Annotated in this window: 24 protein-coding genes, 1 tRNA gene and 1 pseudogene; 9 read left to right on the forward strand and 17 right to left on the reverse strand. The window is 35.1% G+C overall.

The window, feature by feature from the left end:
• Positions 1 to 8 precede the first annotated feature (8 nt).
• Positions 9 to 251, reverse strand: a complete 243-nt coding sequence (locus PND65_RS08475; protein WP_195191428.1) for a hypothetical protein — start codon at positions 249 to 251, stop codon at positions 9 to 11.
• Positions 241 to 957: a replication protein gene (locus PND65_RS08480; RefSeq protein ID WP_271991513.1), complete on the reverse strand. Its 717-nt coding sequence runs from the start codon at positions 955 to 957 to the stop codon at positions 241 to 243. The genes PND65_RS08475 and PND65_RS08480 overlap by 11 nt, the downstream gene beginning before the upstream one ends.
• 301 nt (positions 958 to 1,258) lie before the next feature.
• Here PND65_RS08480 and PND65_RS08485 point away from each other — a divergent pair, with 301 nt between their 5' ends.
• From PND65_RS08485 to PND65_RS08495, 3 genes are all read left to right on the forward strand, one after another.
• The gene (locus PND65_RS08485; RefSeq protein WP_022355420.1) at positions 1,259 to 1,681 is read left to right on the forward strand and encodes a hypothetical protein; all 423 of its coding nucleotides are present in this window, start codon (positions 1,259 to 1,261) and stop codon (positions 1,679 to 1,681) included.
• Positions 1,651 to 2,895, forward strand: coding sequence for a hypothetical protein (locus PND65_RS08490; RefSeq protein ID WP_271991516.1), 1,245 nt, complete (start codon positions 1,651 to 1,653; stop codon positions 2,893 to 2,895). Before PND65_RS08485 ends, PND65_RS08490 begins: the two co-directional genes overlap by 31 nt.
• A gap of 224 nt (positions 2,896 to 3,119) precedes the next feature.
• Positions 3,120 to 3,794 carry an adenylate/guanylate cyclase domain-containing protein gene (locus PND65_RS08495; RefSeq protein ID WP_051335254.1) on the forward strand — a complete coding sequence of 225 codons (675 nt, stop codon included), beginning with the start codon at positions 3,120 to 3,122 and terminating at the stop codon, positions 3,792 to 3,794.
• Positions 3,795 to 4,052: 258 nt separating this feature from the next.
• On the opposite strand, the gene PND65_RS08500 is transcribed toward PND65_RS08495, so the two are convergent.
• Positions 4,053 to 4,757 carry an N-acetylmuramoyl-L-alanine amidase gene (locus tag PND65_RS08500; protein ID WP_271991518.1) on the reverse strand — a complete coding sequence of 235 codons (705 nt, stop codon included), beginning with the start codon at positions 4,755 to 4,757 and terminating at the stop codon, positions 4,053 to 4,055.
• Between the two features lie 105 nt (positions 4,758 to 4,862).
• Between PND65_RS08500 and PND65_RS08505 the strand changes: the two genes are divergently transcribed.
• From PND65_RS08505 to PND65_RS08520, 4 genes and pseudogenes are all read left to right on the forward strand, one after another.
• A tRNA-Thr gene (locus PND65_RS08505) sits at positions 4,863 to 4,936 on the forward strand.
• Between the two features lie 195 nt (positions 4,937 to 5,131).
• Positions 5,132 to 5,365, forward strand: a pseudogene (locus PND65_RS08510) (response regulator transcription factor); the annotation flags it as partial.
• A 78-nt stretch (positions 5,366 to 5,443) separates the two neighbouring features.
• Entirely contained in the window at positions 5,444 to 5,716 is a 273-nt protein-coding gene (locus tag PND65_RS08515) for a helix-turn-helix domain-containing protein (RefSeq protein WP_271991560.1), read from the forward strand.
• Positions 5,717 to 5,933: 217 nt separating this feature from the next.
• Positions 5,934 to 6,938 (forward strand): sensor histidine kinase, encoded by a 1,005-nt coding sequence (locus PND65_RS08520; RefSeq protein ID WP_271991522.1) that lies wholly within the window; start codon positions 5,934 to 5,936, stop codon positions 6,936 to 6,938.
• 49 nt (positions 6,939 to 6,987) lie between these two features.
• On the opposite strand, the gene PND65_RS08525 is transcribed toward PND65_RS08520, so the two are convergent.
• From PND65_RS08525 to PND65_RS08545, 5 genes are all read right to left on the reverse strand, one after another.
• Complete coding sequence (locus PND65_RS08525; protein WP_015536335.1) at positions 6,988 to 7,683, reverse strand: response regulator transcription factor; 696 nt, start codon at positions 7,681 to 7,683, stop codon at positions 6,988 to 6,990.
• Complete coding sequence (locus PND65_RS08530) at positions 7,676 to 9,625, reverse strand: ATP-binding protein (RefSeq protein ID WP_271991525.1); 1,950 nt, start codon at positions 9,623 to 9,625, stop codon at positions 7,676 to 7,678. The genes PND65_RS08525 and PND65_RS08530 overlap by 8 nt, the downstream gene beginning before the upstream one ends.
• A gap of 329 nt (positions 9,626 to 9,954) precedes the next feature.
• Positions 9,955 to 10,284, reverse strand: coding sequence for a hypothetical protein (locus PND65_RS08535; protein WP_195376417.1), 330 nt, complete (start codon positions 10,282 to 10,284; stop codon positions 9,955 to 9,957).
• 218 nt (positions 10,285 to 10,502) lie between these two features.
• On the reverse strand, positions 10,503 to 12,815 hold the full coding sequence (locus tag PND65_RS08540) for a hypothetical protein (RefSeq protein ID WP_271991527.1): 2,313 nt from the start codon (positions 12,813 to 12,815) through the stop codon (positions 10,503 to 10,505).
• The gene (locus tag PND65_RS08545) at positions 12,808 to 14,895 is read right to left on the reverse strand and encodes an efflux RND transporter permease subunit (RefSeq protein WP_271991528.1); all 2,088 of its coding nucleotides are present in this window, start codon (positions 14,893 to 14,895) and stop codon (positions 12,808 to 12,810) included. Before PND65_RS08545 ends, PND65_RS08540 begins: the two co-directional genes overlap by 8 nt.
• A gap of 149 nt (positions 14,896 to 15,044) precedes the next feature.
• On the opposite strand from PND65_RS08545, the gene PND65_RS08550 reads away from it, so the two are divergent.
• Entirely contained in the window at positions 15,045 to 15,647 is a 603-nt protein-coding gene (locus PND65_RS08550) for a TetR/AcrR family transcriptional regulator (protein WP_271991530.1), read from the forward strand.
• A 120-nt stretch (positions 15,648 to 15,767) separates the two neighbouring features.
• On the opposite strand, the gene PND65_RS08555 is transcribed toward PND65_RS08550, so the two are convergent.
• The 8 genes from PND65_RS08555 to PND65_RS08590 form a co-directional block, all read right to left on the reverse strand.
• Positions 15,768 to 17,264, reverse strand: coding sequence for a TrkH family potassium uptake protein (locus tag PND65_RS08555; RefSeq protein ID WP_087320812.1), 1,497 nt, complete (start codon positions 17,262 to 17,264; stop codon positions 15,768 to 15,770).
• Positions 17,248 to 18,606, reverse strand: coding sequence for a Trk system potassium transporter TrkA (gene trkA / locus PND65_RS08560; RefSeq protein WP_271991532.1), 1,359 nt, complete (start codon positions 18,604 to 18,606; stop codon positions 17,248 to 17,250). Before trkA ends, PND65_RS08555 begins: the two co-directional genes overlap by 17 nt.
• A gap of 122 nt (positions 18,607 to 18,728) precedes the next feature.
• On the reverse strand, positions 18,729 to 19,859 hold the full coding sequence (locus tag PND65_RS08565) for a DUF362 domain-containing protein (protein ID WP_271991534.1): 1,131 nt from the start codon (positions 19,857 to 19,859) through the stop codon (positions 18,729 to 18,731).
• A 147-nt stretch (positions 19,860 to 20,006) separates the two neighbouring features.
• Positions 20,007 to 20,522 carry a helix-turn-helix domain-containing protein gene (locus PND65_RS08570; protein ID WP_271991537.1) on the reverse strand — a complete coding sequence of 172 codons (516 nt, stop codon included), beginning with the start codon at positions 20,520 to 20,522 and terminating at the stop codon, positions 20,007 to 20,009.
• A gap of 90 nt (positions 20,523 to 20,612) precedes the next feature.
• Positions 20,613 to 21,143, reverse strand: a complete 531-nt coding sequence (locus tag PND65_RS08575; RefSeq protein ID WP_195191473.1) for a dihydrofolate reductase family protein — start codon at positions 21,141 to 21,143, stop codon at positions 20,613 to 20,615.
• Between the two features lie 121 nt (positions 21,144 to 21,264).
• Positions 21,265 to 21,798, reverse strand: coding sequence for a hypothetical protein (locus PND65_RS08580; RefSeq protein ID WP_271991539.1), 534 nt, complete (start codon positions 21,796 to 21,798; stop codon positions 21,265 to 21,267).
• Positions 21,799 to 21,818: 20 nt separating this feature from the next.
• Entirely contained in the window at positions 21,819 to 22,274 is a 456-nt protein-coding gene (locus PND65_RS08585) for a hypothetical protein (protein WP_271991542.1), read from the reverse strand.
• A gap of 12 nt (positions 22,275 to 22,286) precedes the next feature.
• A complete protein-coding gene (locus tag PND65_RS08590; protein ID WP_271991544.1) occupies positions 22,287 to 22,514 on the reverse strand; it encodes a hypothetical protein in 228 nt (75 codons plus the stop codon).
• Positions 22,515 to 22,810: 296 nt separating this feature from the next.
• Here PND65_RS08590 and PND65_RS08595 point away from each other — a divergent pair, with 296 nt between their 5' ends.
• The gene (locus PND65_RS08595; protein ID WP_271991547.1) at positions 22,811 to 23,074 is read left to right on the forward strand and encodes a hypothetical protein; all 264 of its coding nucleotides are present in this window, start codon (positions 22,811 to 22,813) and stop codon (positions 23,072 to 23,074) included.
• Here the strand turns inward: PND65_RS08595 and PND65_RS08600 are convergent.
• Positions 23,071 to 23,712: a DUF2238 domain-containing protein gene (locus tag PND65_RS08600; protein ID WP_195191469.1), complete on the reverse strand. Its 642-nt coding sequence runs from the start codon at positions 23,710 to 23,712 to the stop codon at positions 23,071 to 23,073. The genes PND65_RS08595 and PND65_RS08600 overlap by 4 nt on opposite strands.
• Positions 23,713 to 23,790: the final 78 nt, after the last annotated feature.

A 23,790-nucleotide genomic window follows, 5' to 3' on the forward strand; every position in this document is an offset into this window, starting at 1 on the left:
AAAATCACCTACTTATGAATATTCATTTTAACAATAGAAACATTGGTATATTTGCCTAAACGAAGATCTAATGTTAAATCACATTCAACGCCTCTTTTATAAATAGGCATATTCTCAACATCACGATCTAATAGTTCATATGCTCTACCTGTTTCATCTTCAACACGAACAATCAAATATTCTTCCTCTGATTTTTTTGAAGTGCGTTTTTCAACACCTCTGATTTCTAAATTTTTTGCTTCAACTATCATGTTCTTTATCCTCCTTATTACTATCAACTGAACCTGATATTTCTTCTTTGATAACTTTATATCGAGCCATTATCTTCTCTGGATTATGTCGAAACGAATTGATCAAAGAATTAAAATAGTAAGTATTATTACTGGCAACATCAAAATAATCAGCTTCAAGATAATACTGAACATAAAGATTAAATTCCATATATTCAGTAATATTGTGTTTTATGATTATTTCACATAACTCTTTTTTGATTCTTTGCACATCTTTAGCAGATAAATCTATCTCAAAGCCATTAAATAATTCAATGTCGCTAGATGAATACTGAGCCTTATCGGGATCATTTTTATGCGTAAAATATTCAAATGACCCTCGTAAGTTCTCACATACTTTAGGATATGGCCCATGTGTTATTTCTCGAAATGATGCAGCTGTTAAGAAAGTGCTAGGACCATCAAAGATAACAATCATATGCCAATGTGCTTTTTTCAAGTCTCCATTGACCAATAAATCTCTATCATGTAATGGTGAAACAGCAAATTGTACTCCTGTTAGTGCCAATTGCTCTTTCCAATCCTCAGGAGCAGATTCCGGATATACAATATAGAGCCAATGCCTTCTCTTCAGTTTTTTTAATTCAGGAGATAAATTCTCCGGGATTAAATCGGTATCCCAAAATTCAAATGGATCTATTTTTGCCAATCCTCCATACAATTTCACTTTGTCATCATTCACTGGCATGGTATAATGAGCGTGTACAAAATATTCGGTATGTGGTCAAACACATACTTTTTTATTTTTATCACAATCATACGCATCATCCTTTCTATAATTGTGATATGGTGTTCACATTTCACTCATAGGGGGTTGTCGTAGCCAAATTATTGGGTAACCTTGTGCCTTTCTCGCCTAATATTTACGGGTATTTTACCCTGATTTTACATCGTAAAATAAGATAAGCGCTATAATTAAGATGGAATCGGATCCACTGATCCATGAACAAAACAACGAGGTGAACTATATGACTTTATTCATGAATGAGAAAGATATGAATGAAATGTTAGCCAGTATTTGCCCGGACGGGGAAACATACCAGGGAAAAGCATGGGGGACCTTGATGTCTGGGACGGCTGAAATGTTGGCACTGGGAGCTTTGAGTAATGTATATTGTTATGTTGGCGTGACAGAAAAAACATTGGTTATCGCAGTGTTGGAAACTTTTGATATCTCGCATATTTACGGTAAAATCTGCATTCCGTTTGACCAGTTTGACGAACTGAAAGTACAAAAAGGTTTACTGCCTTCCCAGCGGATCATCAAAGCGAAAAGCGGGAAAACCAAAATAAAATTGTCGCTGGTCAACAACAGCATCACCGCCAAAATCAAAGATCAAAAACAGGGGATGCTCGCGATTTGCGAGGTACTGGAGCATTTGAAACACTGATTTTCATAAAAGCAAGAGAGAAAATGAACAATATAAATGAGAACCGAACAGACGAAAGAACACCCGGCGGCAAAAAAAACAAGGCGGAGTTAAAATGGTTTATTTTGTTCCTTGCCGTCATCTTTTTTCTGCCAATCACCATCCTCGCGGTGATGGAATGGTTTACAAGCGCCGATGCCTTTGCCATCGGAATCACGGGGTTTATGCAAGCCGTCATTGTCCATGGCGGTTTAGGGCTGGTAGCGGTGATCATCGCCCTTGTCTTATTCGTACTGCTGATTCAGCCGGACGCAACGTTCCTGCAAAAGGTCGGCAGAACCGCAGGCATTCTGCTATGCGTCGCCGCCGCTTTCTTCCTTGTCCGGCCGCTCGTTTTGGACATCCCCTATCTCAAGCGCCCGGAAGCCGCCTATTTGGAGCGGCTGGAATTTGAATATTCGCGAGGGATCGGGGACTATGGTTCGGACGACTATTATCTGCGCGGCGTAGATATGACCGGCGAGCGGCATTCCTTTGAAATCAGTGAAAAGAGGTACGAGGAAGGGCGCGCGCTGTGGGGCGGGAACGACTACAATCTGTTTGCGAAAGTCACCTACCTGCCGCACACCTCCACCTTGATGTCGCTCGAATTTATGACAGAACTCGACGCGTCAGGGGCAGAATTGTACCCACCATCCCCTGAACTCCCGAATGATTGGGAAAGTTTTTCAATCCAGATCAATGATACGGTTTATACATTACCAGTTCCCCTTGCGGCTTTCCTTGACGATGGGTGGGTGATTTCCGAGGAGAATGCCGGGCTTTCTCTGGCTGGCGCGGAAGGCCCGTATGCGTCCTATGAATGGGAATGGGTCTCGTTGACCAATGACCACGAGCAGGATATCAGCGTCTGTGTCTTCAACACCACCGAAAGCACGATCCCTGTCGCTGAGAGCACGGTGGGAGGTATTCATGTAATATATGGCAACTACGACTTTTCCGGTACAGAACTACGCCTTCCCGGAGGGTTGATGCTGGGATGGTCAACCAGAGAAGATGTCTTAAAGCTGTATGGCCAACCGAACGATAGCTTTGAGGCAACCTATGGTGGATATCGCTTGACTTACGAAATTGATGACCCTCTTGACCCGGCCTCCTGGAAGATTGGTTTTGATGATTCAGGCATTCTAGACGATGTTATGGTACACCACCAGGCTTATTTCCGTTCCGACTAACGTCATGGAATATGTACATCTTACCAGTCATCATTTAAGGCAAAGAAAACCGCCTGTCCTAATGACCCTTATCTCGGCCATAGGGACAGGCGGTTTAGTTTTTTCTGATTGCTTACACGCTGCTGATCTTGTGTCGTGTTTATGCAAAATTTTAGGGCCGCGGTGAAAGGCGACGGCTCAGAAGCTCAAAAAAGAAAAATGTATAACTCCAGGGTAATCTCCCCTTGACAAATCGGTTTCCAAATGATGATTCTTTTACTTTTTCAAATGGTTACTATTGTTGGGTCACCGCTATTTTTGTAGACATTCGCAATTCATCAGCATTATTTGGTGATGAAGATAAAGAAAAAGTTGCTAAAGTGATAAAAAGTTTTACTTCAGAAACTATTGAAATCTTACGTAACAACGATAATTTAAGAGAAATAGGAATTAGAGGAGATTGTGTGTATGCAATTTACACTTCTCCAATGAAAAGAGACGAATATGAACTTGCTGAAAAAACATTCTATATTAACACTTTTATGAAAATGCTCAATGAATTATTACTAGGAAGAAATTTACCAGAAATTAAGATAGGTATTGGGATGTCAACCTCTAAAGAATTAGTGATAAAAGCAGGTAGAAAAGACGAAGGGATTAATAGTAAAGTATGGATTGGAAAAGCGGTAGCACGAGCCTCCAAATTCTCTTCTTTTGGAAATAAAAATGGCATCGCTCCATTAATTTTCTCTAAATCAAGTTATGATCAATTTATTTCTTTTTTGGAAGAAAAAAATAGAAAAAGCAAGCCAAAAGAATGGTTCAATAAACATTACGATGAACAACTTGGAACATACTACTCTGCTAATATTATTAAAACTGAATTTAATTCATGGATTTTAGATGGAATGAAAGATTAGTTTTTCACCACATTTTTAGTCAGATTTGCATCAATCTGTATCAATTTATAAGCACAATGAAATTCAAAAAGTCCTTTTAAATAGCTATTATCGGCGTACATCAATTTACTCTAAATACTATCGTTCGTTGTGTTTCAGGCGCCATTGCAAATTAACACTCCGAAAATGGAGTGTTTTTTTATTCATTCCTAAACTCATAAATTACAAAAGCAGATGACTATCAAACTCATCTGCTTTATTTATATTAAGTTTTTTTCATTACACTTCTTCGCTGATTTCTTCTGCTTCAATCGAATTCATGATTCCATTGGCAATAGCTTGTGCTAAATCATCGCCATTATTTACCATATAATTGAAATCATTTGTGTCTGTTATAAATCCAACTTCTAACAATAAAGCAGGAATTGAATTATTGCTGACAACATAAAGAGGAGTTTCATTTGTATCGACCACCCCTCTATCCTGTGCATAATTTAACAATTCCAACTGCGCATGAATAGATTCTGCCATTTCAACCATCTCATCATCATTAAAATCCACATATGTTTCATAACCACTAGCCCCATCATTATAATCACTTGAATTTATGTGAATTGAAATGTAATAATTCGCATCTGCATCTTCTGCTATGTCTATACGTGATTGAAGATCTTCTTTGTTATCTTCTGGCCAAGATACATTATCACTCGTTCTTGTATATACTACGTTATATCCTGCTTCTTCTAACAATTCTCCAGTGGATAAAGCAATGTCTAAAGTTATGTCTTTTTCCTGCGTTCCATCCAAGGCAATGCATCCTACATCATATCCTCCATGACCAGCATCGATTACAATTGTCTCCATATTATTATTGGCATAAACTTCTATAGAATCATCGTTAAAAAATAAGACATTCGCACCAAACCCAAGAAGAAACACAATCAAAAATCCTAATGAAATTGAGAATATTTGTATTTTTTTCATTTCATCACCGACTTTATTATATGGAATCAACCTTAAATCAGTCTTAAAGGAGGCAGGATATTTTCTAGTTGTCTTTTTTCAAATTCAATGTCATAATTAATGAGCGCCTGCATAGTATAATGGTAATACACATCCATGGTAAGGATGAACTCGTGGTTCAATTCCGCGTGCAGGCACCATCTATTGAGCACAACTGTTAGGCACTTGCTTAACAGTTTTTTCTTTAAGCTAGATTAAAGTTAATTGTGTTAAAATCTTATATAATAATTGTGGTGATCAAAATGAATGTTCTAATTATTGAGGATGAAAAAAATTTAGCACAGGCCTTATGCCGAATCATGGAAGAAGAGAAATGACAAGCCACAGCTGTTTATAATGGCCAAGACGGTTTACAACATGCCACACAATACCCATATGACATTATCGTTATGGATATCATGCTTCCTGGATTAAATGGTTTTGATATCGTTAAAGAACTGCGTAATCAGAAAATGGATATACCCGTTTTGATGTTAAGTGCATTGGATGAAATACCAGATAAAGTAAAAGGATTAAATGTTGGAGCTGATGACTATATGACAAAACCTTTTTCTCCTGCTGAATTGCTGGCGAGAATCCGCGTATTGACAAGACGTAAAGGCGAAGTAATCATAGAAAAAATTGAATTTGGAGATTTAGTTCTATCATTGTCTACCTGCGAGCTTGAATGCAATGGCAAAAGCATCCATTTAGCTTATAAAGAATTTGAAATCATGAAATTATTGATGTATCACCCTAAAATCCTCACCAGCAAAGAAGAATTAATCAACTCTGTCTGGGGCAATGACCGTGAAGCAATTGACAACAATGTTGAAGCCTATATTTCTTTTTTACGAAAAAAACTCCTCTTTTTAAAAAGTAAGGTTACTATTAAAGTCATTCGAAAAGTAGGGTATCATTTGGAGTATAGTGATGCTTAAGAAACTCAAACGTAAATTCATTTTGATTACGATGACTTTTATTACGTTAATACTTGTATGTGTTATAACCCTTCTTTGTTTAGCCTCTTATCAACGAACTAAAAATGATATTAATAACTCTTTAAATTTTGCATTGTATAAATATGATGATCATCCTACTCTTGAGTTGGATTACTCGACAAAAAATTTGCAAAATGACAACGATCCCCCTCCAAACATGAATTCATTTACAATCATCACTGATGATTCCAATGCAATTCTGGAGCTATATTCCAGAAATTATCAAATCAGTGATGAAACATCTCAAAACCTTGTTAATTCAATTCAAGATAAATCGCAAGGTATCTTATTTGAACAAAATTTGGCTTATAAAAAAGATGTGAAAGATAATGGTTATATTTATGCCTTTGTGGATATATCTATTGCAAAGTCCAACTTTATCTCTATGTTAGTTACTGCAATATTGGTAGCCATTCTTTCAATATTAGCGTTTTTGATCTTAACAATTTTATTAGCAAACTGGGCTTTAAGACCTGTAGCTCAATCCTGGCAGCAACAAAAGCAGTTCTTGGCAGATGCTTCTCATGAACTCAAAACCCCGTTAACCGTTATTTTGGCAAATACAGATCTTGCCCTTACCAAAAAACAGGACGAATCAAAACTTAAACAATCTCTTCAATCGATCCAGAGCGAGGCTTTGCGAATGAAGAAACTTGTAGAAGATTTACTGTTTCTTGCTAAAAACGATACTCAAAAAGAGAATGTACTTAACTCCATATGCAACATCAGTGACATTGCTTTAAGTTGTGTTCTATCTTTTGAAACCATTGCCTTTGAAAAAGGTATTATCTTAGAAAGCAATATTCAAGAGAATCAACTAGCTTTAGGAAATGAAAATCAATTTAAACAATTAATCTCTATTTTCTTAGACAATGCCACAAAATACACACCGACTGGTAAAAAAATTCATTTCACCTTAAAGAAAAAAGATAATCAAATTCTGATTATCATTCACAATGAAGGAAGTTATATCGACAAAGAAAATATCAAACACATATTTGACCGTTTCTATCGTTGTGATCCAGCTCGTAAATACCAGGGAGGTTATGGTTTAGGTCTTTCTATCGCAAATCAAATCGCATCAAATCTAAAGATCAAGATTGATGTTAGCAGTGAACAGAAAAAGGGAACCACGTTCTCTTTGTGGATCCCTGCTAAATAAATTGTGTGTCTACCTCCTGGAGCGATCATAAATATATGATCCTCCTTTTTTATTCCACTTTTAACATTCGATAACCTACACCAATATGAGTCTGAATATAATGCGCACTATTATCTTTTGCCTCAAGTTTTTTGCGCAACGTTGCCATAAAGACCCTAAGACTTGCCATATCTGTTTCCCAGCTAGTTCCCCAGATTTCTTTGGTCAAATAGGTATGTGTCAAAACTTTCCCAACATTTTTTGAGAGTAAACATAAAAGTTTAAATTCAATAGGTGTTAAATGAAGTTGTTGCTCATCAACAAATGCACAACCTGCACTATAATCAATCGTTAATTTTCCATTATGAAATACTGAATTAGAAACATTAGAAGAAATCATAGTCAGTCTTCTTTGCGTCACTCTTAATCTTGCCAACAATTCATCTACAGAAAAAGGTTTTGTCAAATAATCATCCGCTCCCATATCAAGAGCTTGAATCTTATCTTTATCTTCACTTCGAGCACTGATTACGATGATAGGCATATTCGACCAAGTACGAAGTTCTTTGATAACCTCTATTCCATCGATATCAGGTAAGCCTAGATCCAATAAAAGAACATCTGGTCGTTCTGTTTCAATTTTTGATAAAGCTTCTTTCCCATTCTCTGCACTTGTATACGGATAATCATTAGCTTGTAAGGTCGTAACGATCAAATTACGAACTGATTTATCATCTTCTACTACTAACACTGAACAATTAGGCATCCAGCACAACCTCCTTTGATGACAAAGTAAATTCAAATATCGTTCCATGAGGAACATTATCTTTAACAACTATTTCATGGCCATGTGCATTGATGATCGAACGGCATAAGGCCAATCCAAGTCCTAAAGAGCGACGAGAATCTGCCAAAGTGTTTGCTTTTTGATAATATCTCTCAAAAATATGTTCTTTATCTTCATCACTAATACCTGGCCCATCGTCTTGAACACGTATTAAAACTTCCTCTTCTTTTTTCAAAATAAAAACATCTATATGCGATCCTTTTGGCGTATATTTTATCGCATTATCTATTAAATTCACAAAAACTTGAACCATTAATCGAGAATCCACTTTTACCAACATTAAATCATCCTCACTATGGATTGAAATCTTATGTTCTATTTTATGACGATCCACATGTTTTAAAGCTTCCTCCACGATTTCATTGATCAATTCATATGAGAAATTAAGGTGCATATCTCCATCTTCAATTTTAGTGACGGATAAAAGATTTTCCACTAAGTTAATCAACCACCACGATTCATCATAAATATCTAAATATATTTGACTCTTGGTTTTTTCATCAAAAAGATGCGCATTAGAAAGTAAATTGCTGGCATTTCCTAAAATTGATGTTAATGGTGTTCTTAAATCATGTGAAATAGAACGAAGCATATTGGCCCTTGTTCTTTCATTTTCAGCCAGAATAATTGACTCTTCTTTATCCTTTATATTTCTATAATTTTCCATAGCTAAAGCGCTCTCTCCTAAAATTGACAACAATATACTATTTTCAAAAGGTTCGATAGGCTCATCAATTGGAATTGATACAACACCATATCCCTGTTGATTGACACGAATTGATAAATGCAGACAAGATGAATCAGTAAACCGCACCGTAAATGCACCCGCCTGTTTATTATGTTCACAAACCCATTGTGCCACCTTAAATTCATGGTCATTCAAATACTTAGAGGGATCTTCTTTATTGCACATGAAAACATATGGCCGATCGATCTTACCATTTTCTTTTATATACACGATTACACTTTTAGAAAGCAATTTTTGAATTTGCTTTGCCATGATTGTGACAATTTCCTCGCTAGACGTTGAATTTTGTAAAAGTTGATTAGTATCAAACAAAATCTTGGTACGATAAGAATTGCGTGTCGATTCAGAAGCAAAGTCTTTTAACTTTCCCGCTAAAGTTCCTGTAATCAATGCCGCAAAAAACATCACTAAAAAAGTCACAGGATATTCGCTGGCATACGCCTTCAAAGTAAATCTAGGCTCAGTAAACAAAAAATTAAATATCACAACAATCAAAGCTGAAGTAATCAATGAATAAGCTTTCCCTTGCGTGATCATCGCAATAATCATGACACCGAGGATATAAACCATCATAATGCTGGAGTCTGCAAATCCAATTTCAAAAAATAGATAAGAAATTAAAGTGGTTATTGATAGAATCACAAAACTCTTTAATAAATCTTTTTTTAGTGCATTTAAATCAATCGGTTCTTTTTCTTTTGGGGCTGGCCTTGTATCTTCTGTATCGGGAATAATATACACATCCACATTTCCAGCCTGTGCTATCAATTTATCCACCAAAGTTGGTTTGATATTAGAGAGTCCTTTGACACGACTTTTCCCCACTACGATTTTTGTCACATGAGACAAACGAGAATATTCTATGATTTGATATGCTACATCATCTCCAAAAACCGATTCAATCGTTGCTCCACGATCTTGAGCAAACTTCACATTATCGTTTAACCGTTGCCTATCTTCCTTGCTCGGTTCTTTAGTTGTCTTTACATATAAGGCAGTAAAGTTTGCATTAAATGCTTCTACCATTTTGCTGGCAGCCTCTATTATCTTAGTATTGGAAGGAGATGGCGATAAACATACCAATATATGTTCGTTCATTTCTTTTTTATCCATAAACAAAATCACCTTTCAAACTCACATATATTCTCATTATCGCACATTCTGTTCAATAAATCATTTATGCATCTTCAAAAACAAATCAAGAGCTCGAATGATTTTTCGAACAGAATAGTAAGCTATAATAAAAAATCCTACGATTAATGTGCCTAATAATACAGTTTTCATTGCTACACTCCCTGCTCATATTATGGCACTTCTCATATTAAGATGCTGTTAATATTATATTTCCAAAACACAAAAAAACAGCTACTTTAAAAAGCATTTATATATTTACTTATCATGATTATTTTATCTTTTTTTTGCGAAAAACATCATTTAGTCATTTATCTATTTTCCAAGTGCACATCGATAACAAACAAATAGCAACATAAAATAATATTAGGAATCGAAATTATTTTTGAATATTTTAACGCTATTTCTAAACGAGTATTTTCGGTCATATTTTTATACTCTTCGTTGTCATAACTTGTAAGCCAATTTACCTTTCCAGAACATCTCAATAATTTAGAAAAAACTATGAAAGTTAAACTTGTAATTAATAGAATTAACTTGATTTGCAAATTTCGCTCATGTAATAAAGCAATAACAGCAATAAAAAGAATAATATAAACGGCAATTAATAATATCAAACTAATACTTCTATTTTTATTCATATCCTCATTCTATCCTTTTATTTAGTATATAAAAGATTTTTAATGTTTAAAACAAACAATATACACGTCAAATAAAAAAGATGTTTTTATAATGTTAAAAAACCAGCACATCAAGAGATGAACTGGGGATTTTTATTATTTAGGGTTCATACACATATAAAAAGGGACTAATAGTCCAAAGTAGTTCAAAAACTACTCAACTGTTAGACCCACTTTTTTTATTCATCTTTCGATTCTATATCCTTCGTTCGGAATACAAATCGAACAATATTTTCCGAATTATCCGGTGTACCTGCAAACGATTTATGTTCCTTGTTCAATGCATCGATTTGATCAAACACAGTTTGTAGTGTGTTAAACTCCGATGTTGTCAAATCCGCTGTTTCTTTTAGTTTATTCATACCCTGCTCATTGAATTGACTTTGTCCGTCATAAAGCTGCTTAGCTCCATTCTCTAATGTATCAAAAGCATTTTGTAGCTGTACAAGACCATCGCTCATCTCCATTAATTTTGATTTTTGTCCTTCCAACTGCGCTGTTCCTTCATCTAATAAGGAAGCACCACTGATCAATTCTTCATTTTTAGATACGATTTGTTGCGAACCGGCATTTAACTGATCAACAGCTGTTTTGGATTCACTTTGAAGCTGTTGAAGTCCTGATTCCAGGGCTACAGAACCCGTATGAAGCTGATCAGCACCTGCTTTTAACTGACTTACTCCACCTTGCAGCTTTGTGATGAGTTGAACAAAATCTTGATCGCTCATATTCTGATGAACACCTGTCATAATTTGTTCTAAGGTAGCCATGGACTGAGCAGCTGTCTGCATAGATGTCTGCAGCTTTTGCATATCTGATTTTGTACCTTCCATGACCTTTGATAAACCGTCCAAAGACTGCCTGGTCTGAGAAAGCAGGGCCTGCATCTGTGCTTTTTGTGTATCTAACGTTTCCAGTGTATAACCCTGAACATCAATACTTTGAACAACTTGTAATTGAGACTGCAGAGCAGCAATCTGTTCATCGATCTTAGAGGCGGCCCCTGTCGTATCCTCCTGAGAAATCGCAGATTTACTGGTTTGCAGCGCCTGAATGGAGGACTGCAATGCCTGCAACTGCGCCTGTTTTGCACTTTCTAACTGGGCATTAAAACTTTGAATCTTACTTTGATCGTTTTCCACAGTTTGATTTACCGAAGCCACAATAGCCTCAAATTGTGTCTGGAAAGTTTCCAATCCAGTCATAGCCTGATGAACTGTTTGTAAACTGTTCTCTAAAGATGTCAAAGCTTCTTTTGAAGTAGAAAGCTGTGTTTGTAACGTAGTTAATTCTTGTTTGGTCGCATTCATCGCCTGTGTAAGCTTTGATAAAGTATTTTTATCCAGTCCATTCACCTGTTCTTCCAGTTGTGCTAGACCTTCCTGTAGCTTTTGTGACCCTTGTGATAAAGATGTACTTCCCTGTACGGTTTGCTGCATAGCGGCCGGTATAGCTATTAACTTTTGATTTCCCTTGTCCAGCTGTGTCACTCCCTGCGTATATGCTTTGATTCCATCCAACAACAAACTGGAGCCTGTATGTAATTGTGTTGATGCATCGGCCAACTGTTGGATCTGTGGTGTAGCACTCGTTAAAGGTTTAGCACCTTCCTTTAATTCTGTCGTACCTTCATACAACTGTTTAGAACCATCTAATAACTGATCAGAAGCCGATACCAGCTGATTGATACCGCCTGTCAGATCTCCAATGGATAATTGACCAGCCAATTCATCTAAAGAGATTTCATTGGTCATAGCGATCATGATCGATCCTAAATCAAAATCCTTTACATCGGTTTCAATCACTGTATCATCACTGATATGTAACTGATCGATGATCTTATTTAATCCAGCTTCCTGTAAAGTACCAGCCAATCCCGGTACATTCGCAAAGGCCAGCACTTCATTTGTACCATCATTCACGATTTTTCCATTGGAACAAGATACATTCTCATAATGATCTGCATTCAGAGTCAAAAGACCTCCGGCTAAAAAGCTGGGATGTACGGTAATGGCTTTTCCATCCGCATAGACCGTTTTTGATTCAAGATTTTCAAAGTGAATTGTCAACTTCAAATGTCCGCTTTGTCCTGCAACTTCTTTTGCGCTCAATTGATGTCCATCCAACTCATAGGTAATTTTTACTTCAATGGGAAGCTGCTTTGTTGTCTTACCCTGATAGTAAATATCGTTATGCTTGCTGTTCCAGGTATAGACATTGCCATCTACTTTGGGTTCTTCATCAGTTTTGACATTTTCTACATCGGTTTCATCCAGCGTTTCCTTGATGTTATGGATGCCGTCATCATCGTGCAGCCAGCTGGATACGATCGTATCCGATATCGATCCATCGGCATTTAAAACCGCATAGACCGTTTCTGTTTTCTGTGTCGGATTTTCATCCTCTAATGCATAGATAGGAAGTGGAAGCATAGATTGTGCCAATACGGCACTTAAGATCACACTGCCCATTACCTTAATATTTTTATTCATATTGATCCTCCTTAGTTATCGGCCATTTTTTCGTTGTTTTTTCAATCAGCTTATGTCCCAATAAAAGCATGCTTGGCAAGATGAAGATAATACTGATGACAGAAATGATGGCCCCTCTTGCCAAAAGCTCACAAAGGCTGGAAATTAAATCCATACGAGATATCAAAGACACTCCAATACAAGCCGCAAAGAAGGAGCAGCCACTGGTAATGATCGAAGGAGATGTCTTTTGAATCGCAACTCGTATGGCCTCTTTTCCGCTCTTATTTAAACTGAGTTCTTCTCTAAATCGCGTTGTCATCAAGATCGCATAATCCACACAGGCCCCTAACTGAATCGTACCGATCACAATGCCGGCAATAAATGGCAATGTCGTATGTGTCAGATAAGGAATACCCATGTTGATCGTGATTGCCAATTCAATTGCCAGCACTAAGATAAACGGCAACGCAATCGATTTAAACGTAATCAAGATGATCACAAAAATTGCCAAAATCGATAATACATTTACGACCTTAAAATCTTCGTTGGTCGTGGTAATCAAATCCTTTGACAACATGCCCTCACCGGTGATCAGCGCTTTTTTGTCATATTGACTCAAAACTTCATGAATCTTGTCCAACTGCTTATTTTCTTCATCCGTAGCCGCATGATAATCACTGTTGGCAATCAACAGTTTATAGCCGCCATTTTCAAAAATATCTTTAATGGCTTCCGGCTCAAATGTGCCGGGAACCCCACCGCCGACAAAATTTTCATAGGCCAAGACATTTTCAATCCCCTCAATGTTTTCAATCTTTCCAGAAAGTTCCTGGATATCCTTTGTTGGTAATGTATCACTGACCAAAATGAAGTGAGTCGTATTCATATTAAATTTATCTTTTAGTTCTTCCGTTCCCTTCATACTGGAAAGATCAGATGGCAATGTACTGGTCAGATCATAGTATTGCTTGACATTGGCCTGTGCAAAGCCCATAGGAATAAAGATACAAATTCCGATCAACAGCAAAAACTTGGCATGTCGAACCACAAAACCAGGTACTTTTTTGAGTTCATGAATCAATGTTTTATGTGTATATTTTTCAATTTGGCGATCAAAGATCATCAATAGACTAGGTAGAACAAAAATAGTACAAATGACTCCCAGCACAACCCCTTTAGCCATCACGATACCAATATCGCCACCCAGTCTTAGTTGCATGAAACAAAGCGCTAAGAAGCCGGCGATCGTTGTCACCGAACTGGATGTGATGGAAGTAAAGGTCGCCTGAATGGCCTTGACCATGGCCATGTCGTTGGTCGTATTCTCTGCTTTTTTCTTTTCTTCCTGATAGCGATGTAAAAGGAAAATCGAATAATCCATTGTCACCGCTAATTGTAAGATCATCGCCAAAGCCTGTGTAATATAAGAAATCTTTCCTAAGAAGATGTTGGTTCCAAAGTTATAGATGATGGGAAAAGCCATACCCAACATAAAGATCAAAGGTGCTACGGAAGATTCAAGTCCTAAATACAGCACAACCAGACTTAACAAAACGGCAATCAAAGCATATTTAACCGTTTCTGAATTAGCCAGATCCTTGGTATCTTCGGCAATAGCACTCATTCCCCCTAAATAACAATCCTTGTTCGACACTTCTTTGATCTTCGCAATCGCATCCATTGTTTTTGGAGAAGCGGTATCTTCTTCAAAGGTGACGATCATTAAAGTTGAATCTTTGGAGTACAACTGTTTTTGAAGAGTCTCCGGTATCATTTCCTTAGGAAAGGTAATATCCAAAACATCATCTCGCCAGAAAACTTGTTTGACCCCGTCGATCTTTTCAATCTTATCTTTTAAAGAAACAACCTCTTTGTCCGAAAGATCATTGGTTACCATCATTCCTACACTAGCCAGATTAAAATCCTTATCCAGGACTTCCTGTCCTTTCATTGATTCCGCTTCTTTAGGCAGGTAGGAAAGAATATCATAATTGATTCCCGTATTGAAATAACCGATCACACTGGGAATCAAGAGCAGTACAGCCACAAGTAAAATCTTGTTTCTGTATCTGACAATAAACTTAGAAATTCTATCCATATTCTCTATCCTTTCTCAACATCGACATGAGTATAGTACAAAAATGACTGTTAGTCAATTATTTAAAATAATTTTTAATATAACCTTTATATTAAGAAATAAAAATTGACCAAACGTACATTTTTGTCTATACTATAAGTGGTGATAGTATGAAATCCAAAGTATTGGAAAATAAGAGAAATAAAGAAACAGCGCTTTTAAACAGCGCTTTTGACCTGTTCACAAAAAAAGATATCCATTCCGTAACCGTTCAGGATATCGTAAAAAAAGCCAATGTTGCAAAAGGAACCTTTTATCTGTACTTTAAAGATAAATACCAGATTCGTGACGTACTTATTCAAAAAGAAGCGGCTCGTTTGTTTCAGGAAGCCAGAGAAAAACTGGAGAAAAATGATATTCAAAATTTTGAAGATGCGATCATTTTCATCATCAATCAGGTTTTGTTGAGCTTAGAAGATAATCCAGCTATTTTAAAATTTATTGAACGAAATCTATCCTGGGGCATCTTTCATGAGCAACTGCAGACAACCATGGATAATGAAGAAATCGGTATGCTTCAACAATTTACTTTATTAGCCAAAAAAAGCGACTATACCTTTAAAAGACCGGATATTATCTTATTCATTATCATAGAAACTGTAGGCAGTACTTGTTACAACTCCATTCTGTATCAAAAACCGCTTCCTTTTCAGGAATACAAACCTTATTTATTCGAGGTCATTCGGGCCATACTCAAAAATTATAAAGACTAAACAGGTCCATGACGGTGTTCTATCATGATCACTTTTTTAAACACGTTATTTCCTGCATATTCTACAAAAAACATTATTTATTTTCATAAAAAAAACTCTACCAGTTTTGGTAGAGCTTTTTTAATCTCTATGTCTTTTTGTTTTTCTTGTAGCAAACAAAGGAACGATAAATATAATGATTGGATAGATTTCCAAACGTCCAATCAACATAGCAAATGATAAAACAATCTTGGATAAATCAGAAAACATCGAAAAATTACTTAAAGGGCCAGCCATACCTAAACCAGGTCCTACATTACCAATACATGTGAAACAAGCCGAAAGCGTTGTCTCCAAATCAAAATCATCTAAAGATACGATCAACAATATAGACCCTAATATCAACATAAAACAGAAAAAATAACTGAGTATCTGATGCACGACTTGTTCATCAACTATTTTTTGATCCATGGTAATAGCTTCTACTTTTTGTGGATGAAGCAATTTTTGAATATCTAATTTAGTCTTCTTTAACAAAATCAAGAAACGACTCACTTTGATACCACCAGCTGTAGATCCCGCACAAGCACCAATTATCATTAACAATAACAATACCATCTTTGAAAACTGTGGCCATAAATTAAAATCCGTGCTAGAAAATCCTGTAGTAGATATAATACTTGCGACTTGGAAAGAAGCATAACGAAATGCCTCAAACCAGGAATTATCATATAAATGGACAATATTGCACATGATCATTAGAATTGAAAAAGCTACGATAATCAAATATGTTCGTAATTCTTCATTTTTCCATACTGCTTTTACATTTTTAATAAGAAGAAAATAAAACAAATTGAAGTTTATTCCAAACAACAACATGAAAAATGTAACAACCATTTCCAAGTATACGCTATTATAATAAGCCATACCCACATTTTTGATGGAAAAGCCACCTGTTCCTGCTGTCCCAAAAGCAGTACAAAGCGAATCAAATAACGGCATTCCACCAGCCAGTAAGAATAAAATCATAATAATAGTCAGAACAAAATAAATTTTATATAAGATTGCAGCACTATCTTTCAAACGAGGCACTAACTTTCCTATGACAGGACCTGGAGCTTCTGCACGCATGATATGCATAGTACGATCATTAGAACGAGGAATAATAGCCAAAATAAAGACAAGTACACCCATTCCTCCTACCCAATGCGTAAAACTTCTCCACAATAAAGAAGCCTGACTCAAAGCCTCTACATCAGTCAATATGCTTGAACCAGTGGTTGTAAATCCAGAAACCGTTTCAAAGAAACAATCCACTAAACTTGGAATTTCCTGCGTAAAAAAGAAAGGAAGTCCCCCAAAAAAAGAAAGAATAGCCCAAGATAATCCAACAGCTACAAATCCATCTTTGGCAAAATAAGACTTATGTTTTTCTTTCATACGTGATAAAGGAAAACCAATTACTAAACAAATAACAATTGTCTTTAGATACGCATCCCATACATGTTGTGAATAAATCAGATCAACGATCAACGGAAACAACAACAAGCACCCTTCAATCATCAATACATGACCAATGATATTAAAGATTACCCGCCAGTTAAATGTCTGCAAAGTTCTATTAAGCGAGTACATCATTGATATCCCTCAATCCTTGTTGTGTACTTACAATAATCACTGTATCGCCTAAAGCAACCCTAGAGCTACCTACACCAATTCTAGAAACTCCACGATGGGTAATATAACTAATCAAAATCCCTTCTTTTAAATTCAAATCCTTTAAAGGAATTCCAATAAATTTACAATTACTGCGAACCCTAAACTCTAAGACTTCAACTTGATCATCCACGATCTTGATCAATGATTCAACATTGCTGCCAAGAGTATTCTGCATCGCACGTACATAAGAAACAATCTGATTTGCGGTCAAGTTTTTTGGTGTGATTGCATTTTCAATACCAAGTTTTTCCAATAAAAATCCTAAAGATACGCGATTTACTTTTGGAATTACTTTTCCTACTCCCTGATTAGAAGCATACATCGATATGATAACATTTTCTTCATCATTATCTGTCAAAGCAATAAATACATCCATATCTCTTAATGATTCAGATAACAATAGTTCATGATCAGTACCATCTCCATGAATAACTGTAATTTCCGGGAATTTTTCAACCAATTCCAGACATCTATCCCTTTTCATTTCAATGACCTTGACACCAATTCCTAACTCTAACAACATTGGAACTAGATAGAAAGTTATCTTCCCTCCGCCAACGATCATAACTTCATGTACGCTGCGTTGTTGAAGTACTCCAATTGTACACAAGAACTTTTCTAACTGTTTTGTAGATCCTGTCAAAGTTACTTTATCATGTAGACGAATTTCGGTATCTCCATTAGGGATGGAAACCTCTTTGCCATGCTGAATGGCAACAAATTGTATCTGCGATTTTAAAGCATCACCAAGTTTAGAAATCTTTTTACCTATCAACGGACTGTTTTCTAACACTTTGATTTCTGCTAACTCCAAACGTCCTTTCGCAAAAGAACTCGTCTTGATAAAGTTAGAAAAACTTAAAGATCGAACAATTTCAATGGCAGCCGTCTGTTCAGGATTTATTTGTAAACTCAAGCCTAAATCTTCTTTTAATATTCTTAAGCCTTTAACATATTCTGGATTACGAATACGAGCAATCGTATTTCCTACTCCCATCTTTTTGGCCATTAAACAACTAATGATATTAATTTCATCACTGGATGTAGCAGCGATGATTAAATCTGCCTGGTCAACTTGTGCCTCTTTTAACACATCATAGTTTGCTCCATTTCCCTGAATTCCAACGACATCCAACAAATTCATAGTCAAATTCAAAACCTGAGGCTTATTTTCAATAATCGTAATATCATAGCCTTCTTTACTAAGCTGCTTTGCAATCGCAAAACCAACTTTTCCATCTCCGACAATGATGATCTTCATAGTCCTTCCTCCAAAACTACTTTATTAGCGAACACTATTGTACTACAACATAATAAAATGTCCATATCAAAAGATGTTTTCATACATTAATAAAAAAGACACGGTTTCCCATGTCTTCTATATTATTTCATCTCAATCAATTCGTATTCACGAGAACCTAAACCAATCTTTGCCGCATGATCCAAGCAGGAGCGCCATTCTGATTCAGGCGTTGAATTTCTGAAGTGATCATGTTGATCTTCAAAATTAGGATCTGCCAAATGTTTGGCAAGCTGACTGCCCGGCATTGGAGTCGCTTTTAAACATGCATCAACACAAGCTTGATCCAAGGCTAATGGATCTTTGGATACAAACATACCAATATTTGGTAAAATCGGAATATCATTTTCCGCATGACAGTCACAGTTAGGCGAAACATCTACAATCAAAGAAATATGGAATTGTTCTCTTCCATCAACAACAGCCTTCGTATATTCTGCCATACGACAATTCAAAATTTCATTGGCATGATCATTATTGAAAGAAATCGCATCAAAATTACATGCACCAACACAACGACCACAACCAACACAATTCTTTGAATCGATTGTCATTTTCTTAGCTTCTTCATCAAATTGTAAACCATTATTTGCACATTCTCTTAAACAAAGTTTACAACCTCTACATTTTTCAGGATCTACATGAGGCAATCCGCTAGAATGCTGTTCAATCTTTCCTGCTCGAGAACCACATCCCATTCCAATATTTTTGATCGTACCACCAAAGCCAGTCATTTCATGACCTTTAAAATGCGTTAAAGAAATAAATACATCTGCATCCATGACAGCACGTCCAATTTTAGCATTTTCAACATATTCTCCACCTTTAACAGGCACTTCAATATCATCAGTTCCTTTAAGTCCATCTCCAATAATAATTGGACAACCAACGCTAAGTGGTGTGAACCCATTCTCCCAAGCGCATTCCAAATGCTCTAAAGCGTTCTTTCTAGACCCTGGATACATCGTATTACAATCTGTCAAAAAAGGTTTTCCTCCTAGTTCCTTAACGACATCAACAATTGCTTTGGCATAATTTGGACGTAAATAAGAAATATTTCCTAATTCTCCAAAATGCATCTTGATCGCAACAAACTTTCCATCTAATTCTAATTCAGCAATTCCCGCTTTCTTTACCAATCTTTTTAATTTTGTTGGTAAGCCTTCTCCTAAATGAGCATGAAAATCTGTATAGTATACCTTTGATTTTTCCATAACCAAACCTCCTACTATGTTCATTTTAATCCTCGAAGCTAAATATGAAAAGACAAAAAATAATTCTTATCTTCATAAAAAAGTGATTCACTTCTTAAGAATGATATTTCCTGAAATTAGATGTATTTTTCTGAACATTTTCAATCTTTAACTTTTCAATACTTTTTTCAATACTATTATTTCTACAATAGCACAAATTAAAATAACTGGTGCAATGCGAACAAACAGCCATTCAAACACATGATACCCTACACCTAAAACAGCTCTTTCAGGATTTGCATAATTCCATTCTAGATACGGACTATTGAAATACACTAAAAACCCAAAAATCAGTACGACTAAAACACATAACAATATCAACAATTTTTGATACCGTTTTTTTCTCGATTTCTCCTTTTGTGCAAGATATACATTTATAGCTTCCAACCTTAGCGAGAGTTCCTTTATTTCTAATTCATTTTCAATATGTAGATTTTGTTCCAACAATACATTAACAGGGACATCAAATACTTTCGATAAAGAAATTAACATCTCAGAATCCGGAACCGATAAACCCTGTTCCCATTTTGAAACGGTTTGACGAACAACATTTAATTGAAGAGCAAGATCCTTTTGCGTCAATCCTTTTGATTTTCGAATCTTTTTAATATTCTCACTTAACATATAAGAAGAACTCCTTTCATCTACCAATATTCTATGAAGAGCTCTATATCATAACAAGCAACGCTTTTTAACATTCAGGCAATATAACATTCACCGCCTTGTATATACTGCATCTATCATACCATTATATGTTTTCGCTTTTACAAGACTAAGCTTTATTTCATTTTTACCTTTTTTAAAGAGTCGTACACCTGAACCTAAAATAGTTGGAATTATAGTAACATTGTAAACATCAATAAGATCTTCATCCATCAATTGTTGCACAACATTAGCTCCTCCACAAATCCAGATATTTTTCCCTTTTTCTTTCTTCAACTTTATTACAAACTCATTTAAATCTTCATTTATAAATCGAATTTTCTCAGATGAAGCTTCTTCTCTATGCGTCATAACATATGTAATTTGATTTTCATATGGCCAAAAATCCGGTGAGAGTTCTGTAACAAATTGATGATACGTATTCCATCCCATGATTATTGTATCTATTTTTTCTATAAATTCAGAATAGGATTTATTTGTATTATCATTTTCATCTTGACCTTTTAACCAGTTTACTCCACCCTTATTATCTGCTATATAGCCATCCAAGCTCATCGCAATATACAAACTAATCTTTCTCATAATAAACTGTCTACCTTTTCAAATTTGTATGATCTGCTTTTTTTAAACAATGCTTCTGCTAATTTTAAATTTCTATATGTACTAAAATCACTCATACGATTACTTTAAAAATGTCATCATACTATTCTTTTTGAAGTTTTACTTTCTTATTAGATTGTATAAACGCAACAATGGAACTAATAACATCCACAATAAAAATCCACTGTAAAACAATTAACAATGTTCTGTAAGACATTTGGTGTTTGCGATAAAAAGAATATATTCCTACACTTGAATACAACGAAGTAATAGCCAATATCAATCCATCTATAACAAGTATTACTGGCAATCCAAGCCAGTTTAAAGGCAATATAATCCCACTTAGGAATAAAAGTGTGATCCAAAACGCATTGACACAAAACCAAGGTATCAAAGCGACTTTGCCTATCATTGCCATTTTGATCAAAGTATGATCACCATCGATCTCTTTTTTAATAAAGAAAAGACTAATAACACTTAATACATATAAAATAGGGATAATAATTTGTATAAGCCAGTCTAATGGGAAATCCTCAAACAAAAACGGCAACACATACATTGAGTCAACGCTAATGATCAATAAAATAAAAAACAGCCTGCTTAAAATAGCACTTAATTTCATCTTAGATTTGTTCACGTTTCATTCTCCTGCTTCTATCATCTAATTATTTCTTTAATGATCTCTATTCCTTGATCCACAAAATTAATTTTTACTTCCTGTACAACTTGTCCATCTTTTAAAAACGATACATTTGCCAATGCAAATTGATCATCTTGATTTGAAGTCTGGCTTCCCATCAAAGTTGTCCATTCTATAAAAATGTCTGATTCATTCATCTTTTCATCCCACTCCATTTCACACTGAAGTGGATCAAAAAATTCAGCATTAGATGTCGAATAAACTAAAATATTATTTTCATTATCTTGATATATTTCTATTGTGTAATCTACGATATCTTCTTCATTTTCAACATATTCGCGATTTGGTGATATGGCTTCTTCATAAATCAATTTTGAATCATTTAGATCATGTGTTTCTTGTGATGAACAACCAACTACACTTACAAATAAAATAACCATAACAGCAATTGAAAAAAATCTTTTTAGAACCATTAGATTATCTCCTTAAATATTATTTTTATAATCAAGAATTTGTCGCACAGTATCTTTTAAATCGTCACTAAATTCGTCAATATCTTTAAATTCAATTACATTATCTCGTATTAATTCTAATATATCATCCAGCATAATGGATCGTCTCATTATTACCATAACTTCCACACTCTTTTTATCTTTTTTGATTTTCTCTTCTAGAGTCCAAAAAATTTCAGATGCAGCTTTGTCTTGTTTCAATATATCAATATATTCTTTATTCAGCCTTCTCAGATAGTTTTCCTGCCAAAAGTTAATCTTTTTTCTAAACTTTTCCTAATCCGCTTCTTTAACCTTATACATTTTACACAATTTTTCATTCCTTCAACAATTTGATATGTCTTTTACAGCTATATTATACAACAAAGATCCCAAACCACGAATATTGATTAGCACCATGAAAAAGGAATGTTAAGATTTCGTTAATATTGTCCTAAAGGCTTTAATACATTTTTTATCTTTGATAAAATGTAAGCAAATGAAAGGAGTTGTTTTCAATGAAAAAATATACAATTGATTTGAATAGTCTTGCATCTAATGCTGATCCTATAGATTATTTATGCAAGTTGTTTGGATTTCGTTCAAGTAAGAATAATTCGTTAAAATCACTATATAAAAGTTTATTAAATAATTCTGAAGATATGTATATTGAATTTCAACAGTATGATCTGGTAAGTGACTCCATTATGAGTATCATTAAGTGCTTTGAAGATATTCAGGATAAAACAAGTCATCTTCACCTAACAAGAAGCCTTGGTTAAGGCTTCTTTTTTACATTTAGTTCATAAAATTTCTGCGCCGTATTCATAAAGAAATTTGATCGACTTTTCATTATCCATATTGTTAATAACAGTCCTGCTATCGTTGCACATAACATATCCGTCATAGAATCATGAACTCCTTGTGTATAATGATTGATCGCATCATTGTTAAAAAAAATCAACATAGCATACTCAAAGAATTCCCAACACAATGCAATCGCCATATTGACTGCATTAATAAACACATAAAATACTCTTTTTTCCTGTTTTGTTTTAATTTCATTATGTGAGCTCAATAAATAATACAGCATGATAGCTACCGTCAACATTAAAAAGCCACTTGAAAAATGTAAAAACTTATCAAAACCTTTTAAACCATAACCGCCCAGCGTACTTCCCCATACACTGGCAATATACGCAAATGTAGTCGCAATCAAATAAATTTCATAGATTGGCTTAAAATGAAAGATCTTAAAGATCAACGGCACCATAACCAGCGTTAAAACCGCAACAGCACACATAAAAACACCATTCATATCTCCTTGAGTATAGTTTACAAAAACACTATAAAACAATGTCACTACATATATTCCGTTAAAGACATACCATATTCTTTTCAATATGTTATCATTACTCATAAAAACACCTCTGCAATCATTATAAGACAATCCATAATTTTTTTCATTGACATTGATTCATGTTTTTACTAGAATAGG

This window comes from Faecalitalea cylindroides (assembly GCF_028321995.1).
Classification (GTDB): domain Bacteria; phylum Bacillota_I; class Bacilli_A; order Erysipelotrichales; family Erysipelotrichaceae; genus Faecalitalea; species Faecalitalea cylindroides.

Bases quoted from the DNA above. Each gene is read 5' to 3' on its own strand.
- PND65_RS08475 (WP_195191428.1), bottom strand. From the start codon at position 251: ATGATAGTTGAAGCAAAAAATTTAGAAATCAGAGGTGTTGAAAAACGC.
- PND65_RS08485 (WP_022355420.1), top strand. From the start codon at position 1,259: ATGACTTTATTCATGAATGAGAAAGATATGAATGAAATGTTAGCCAGT.
- PND65_RS08500 (WP_271991518.1), bottom strand. From the start codon at position 4,757: ATGAAAAAAATACAAATATTCTCAATTTCATTAGGATTTTTGATTGTG.
- PND65_RS08520 (WP_271991522.1), top strand. From the start codon at position 5,934: ATGAATTCATTTACAATCATCACTGATGATTCCAATGCAATTCTGGAG.
- PND65_RS08525 (WP_015536335.1), bottom strand. From the start codon at position 7,683: ATGCCTAATTGTTCAGTGTTAGTAGTAGAAGATGATAAATCAGTTCGT.
- PND65_RS08530 (WP_271991525.1), bottom strand. From the start codon at position 9,625: ATGGATAAAAAAGAAATGAACGAACATATATTGGTATGTTTATCGCCA.
- PND65_RS08535 (WP_195376417.1), bottom strand. From the start codon at position 10,284: ATGAATAAAAATAGAAGTATTAGTTTGATATTATTAATTGCCGTTTAT.
- PND65_RS08540 (WP_271991527.1), bottom strand. From the start codon at position 12,815: ATGAATAAAAATATTAAGGTAATGGGCAGTGTGATCTTAAGTGCCGTA.
- PND65_RS08545 (WP_271991528.1), bottom strand. From the start codon at position 14,895: ATGGATAGAATTTCTAAGTTTATTGTCAGATACAGAAACAAGATTTTA.
- PND65_RS08550 (WP_271991530.1), top strand. From the start codon at position 15,045: ATGAAATCCAAAGTATTGGAAAATAAGAGAAATAAAGAAACAGCGCTT.
- PND65_RS08555 (WP_087320812.1), bottom strand. From the start codon at position 17,264: ATGATGTACTCGCTTAATAGAACTTTGCAGACATTTAACTGGCGGGTA.
- trkA (WP_271991532.1), bottom strand. From the start codon at position 18,606: ATGAAGATCATCATTGTCGGAGATGGAAAAGTTGGTTTTGCGATTGCA.
- PND65_RS08565 (WP_271991534.1), bottom strand. From the start codon at position 19,859: ATGGAAAAATCAAAGGTATACTATACAGATTTTCATGCTCATTTAGGA.
- PND65_RS08570 (WP_271991537.1), bottom strand. From the start codon at position 20,522: ATGTTAAGTGAGAATATTAAAAAGATTCGAAAATCAAAAGGATTGACG.
- PND65_RS08575 (WP_195191473.1), bottom strand. From the start codon at position 21,143: ATGAGAAAGATTAGTTTGTATATTGCGATGAGCTTGGATGGCTATATA.
- PND65_RS08585 (WP_271991542.1), bottom strand. From the start codon at position 22,274: ATGGTTCTAAAAAGATTTTTTTCAATTGCTGTTATGGTTATTTTATTT.
- PND65_RS08595 (WP_271991547.1), top strand. From the start codon at position 22,811: ATGAAAAAATATACAATTGATTTGAATAGTCTTGCATCTAATGCTGAT.
- PND65_RS08600 (WP_195191469.1), bottom strand. From the start codon at position 23,712: ATGAGTAATGATAACATATTGAAAAGAATATGGTATGTCTTTAACGGA.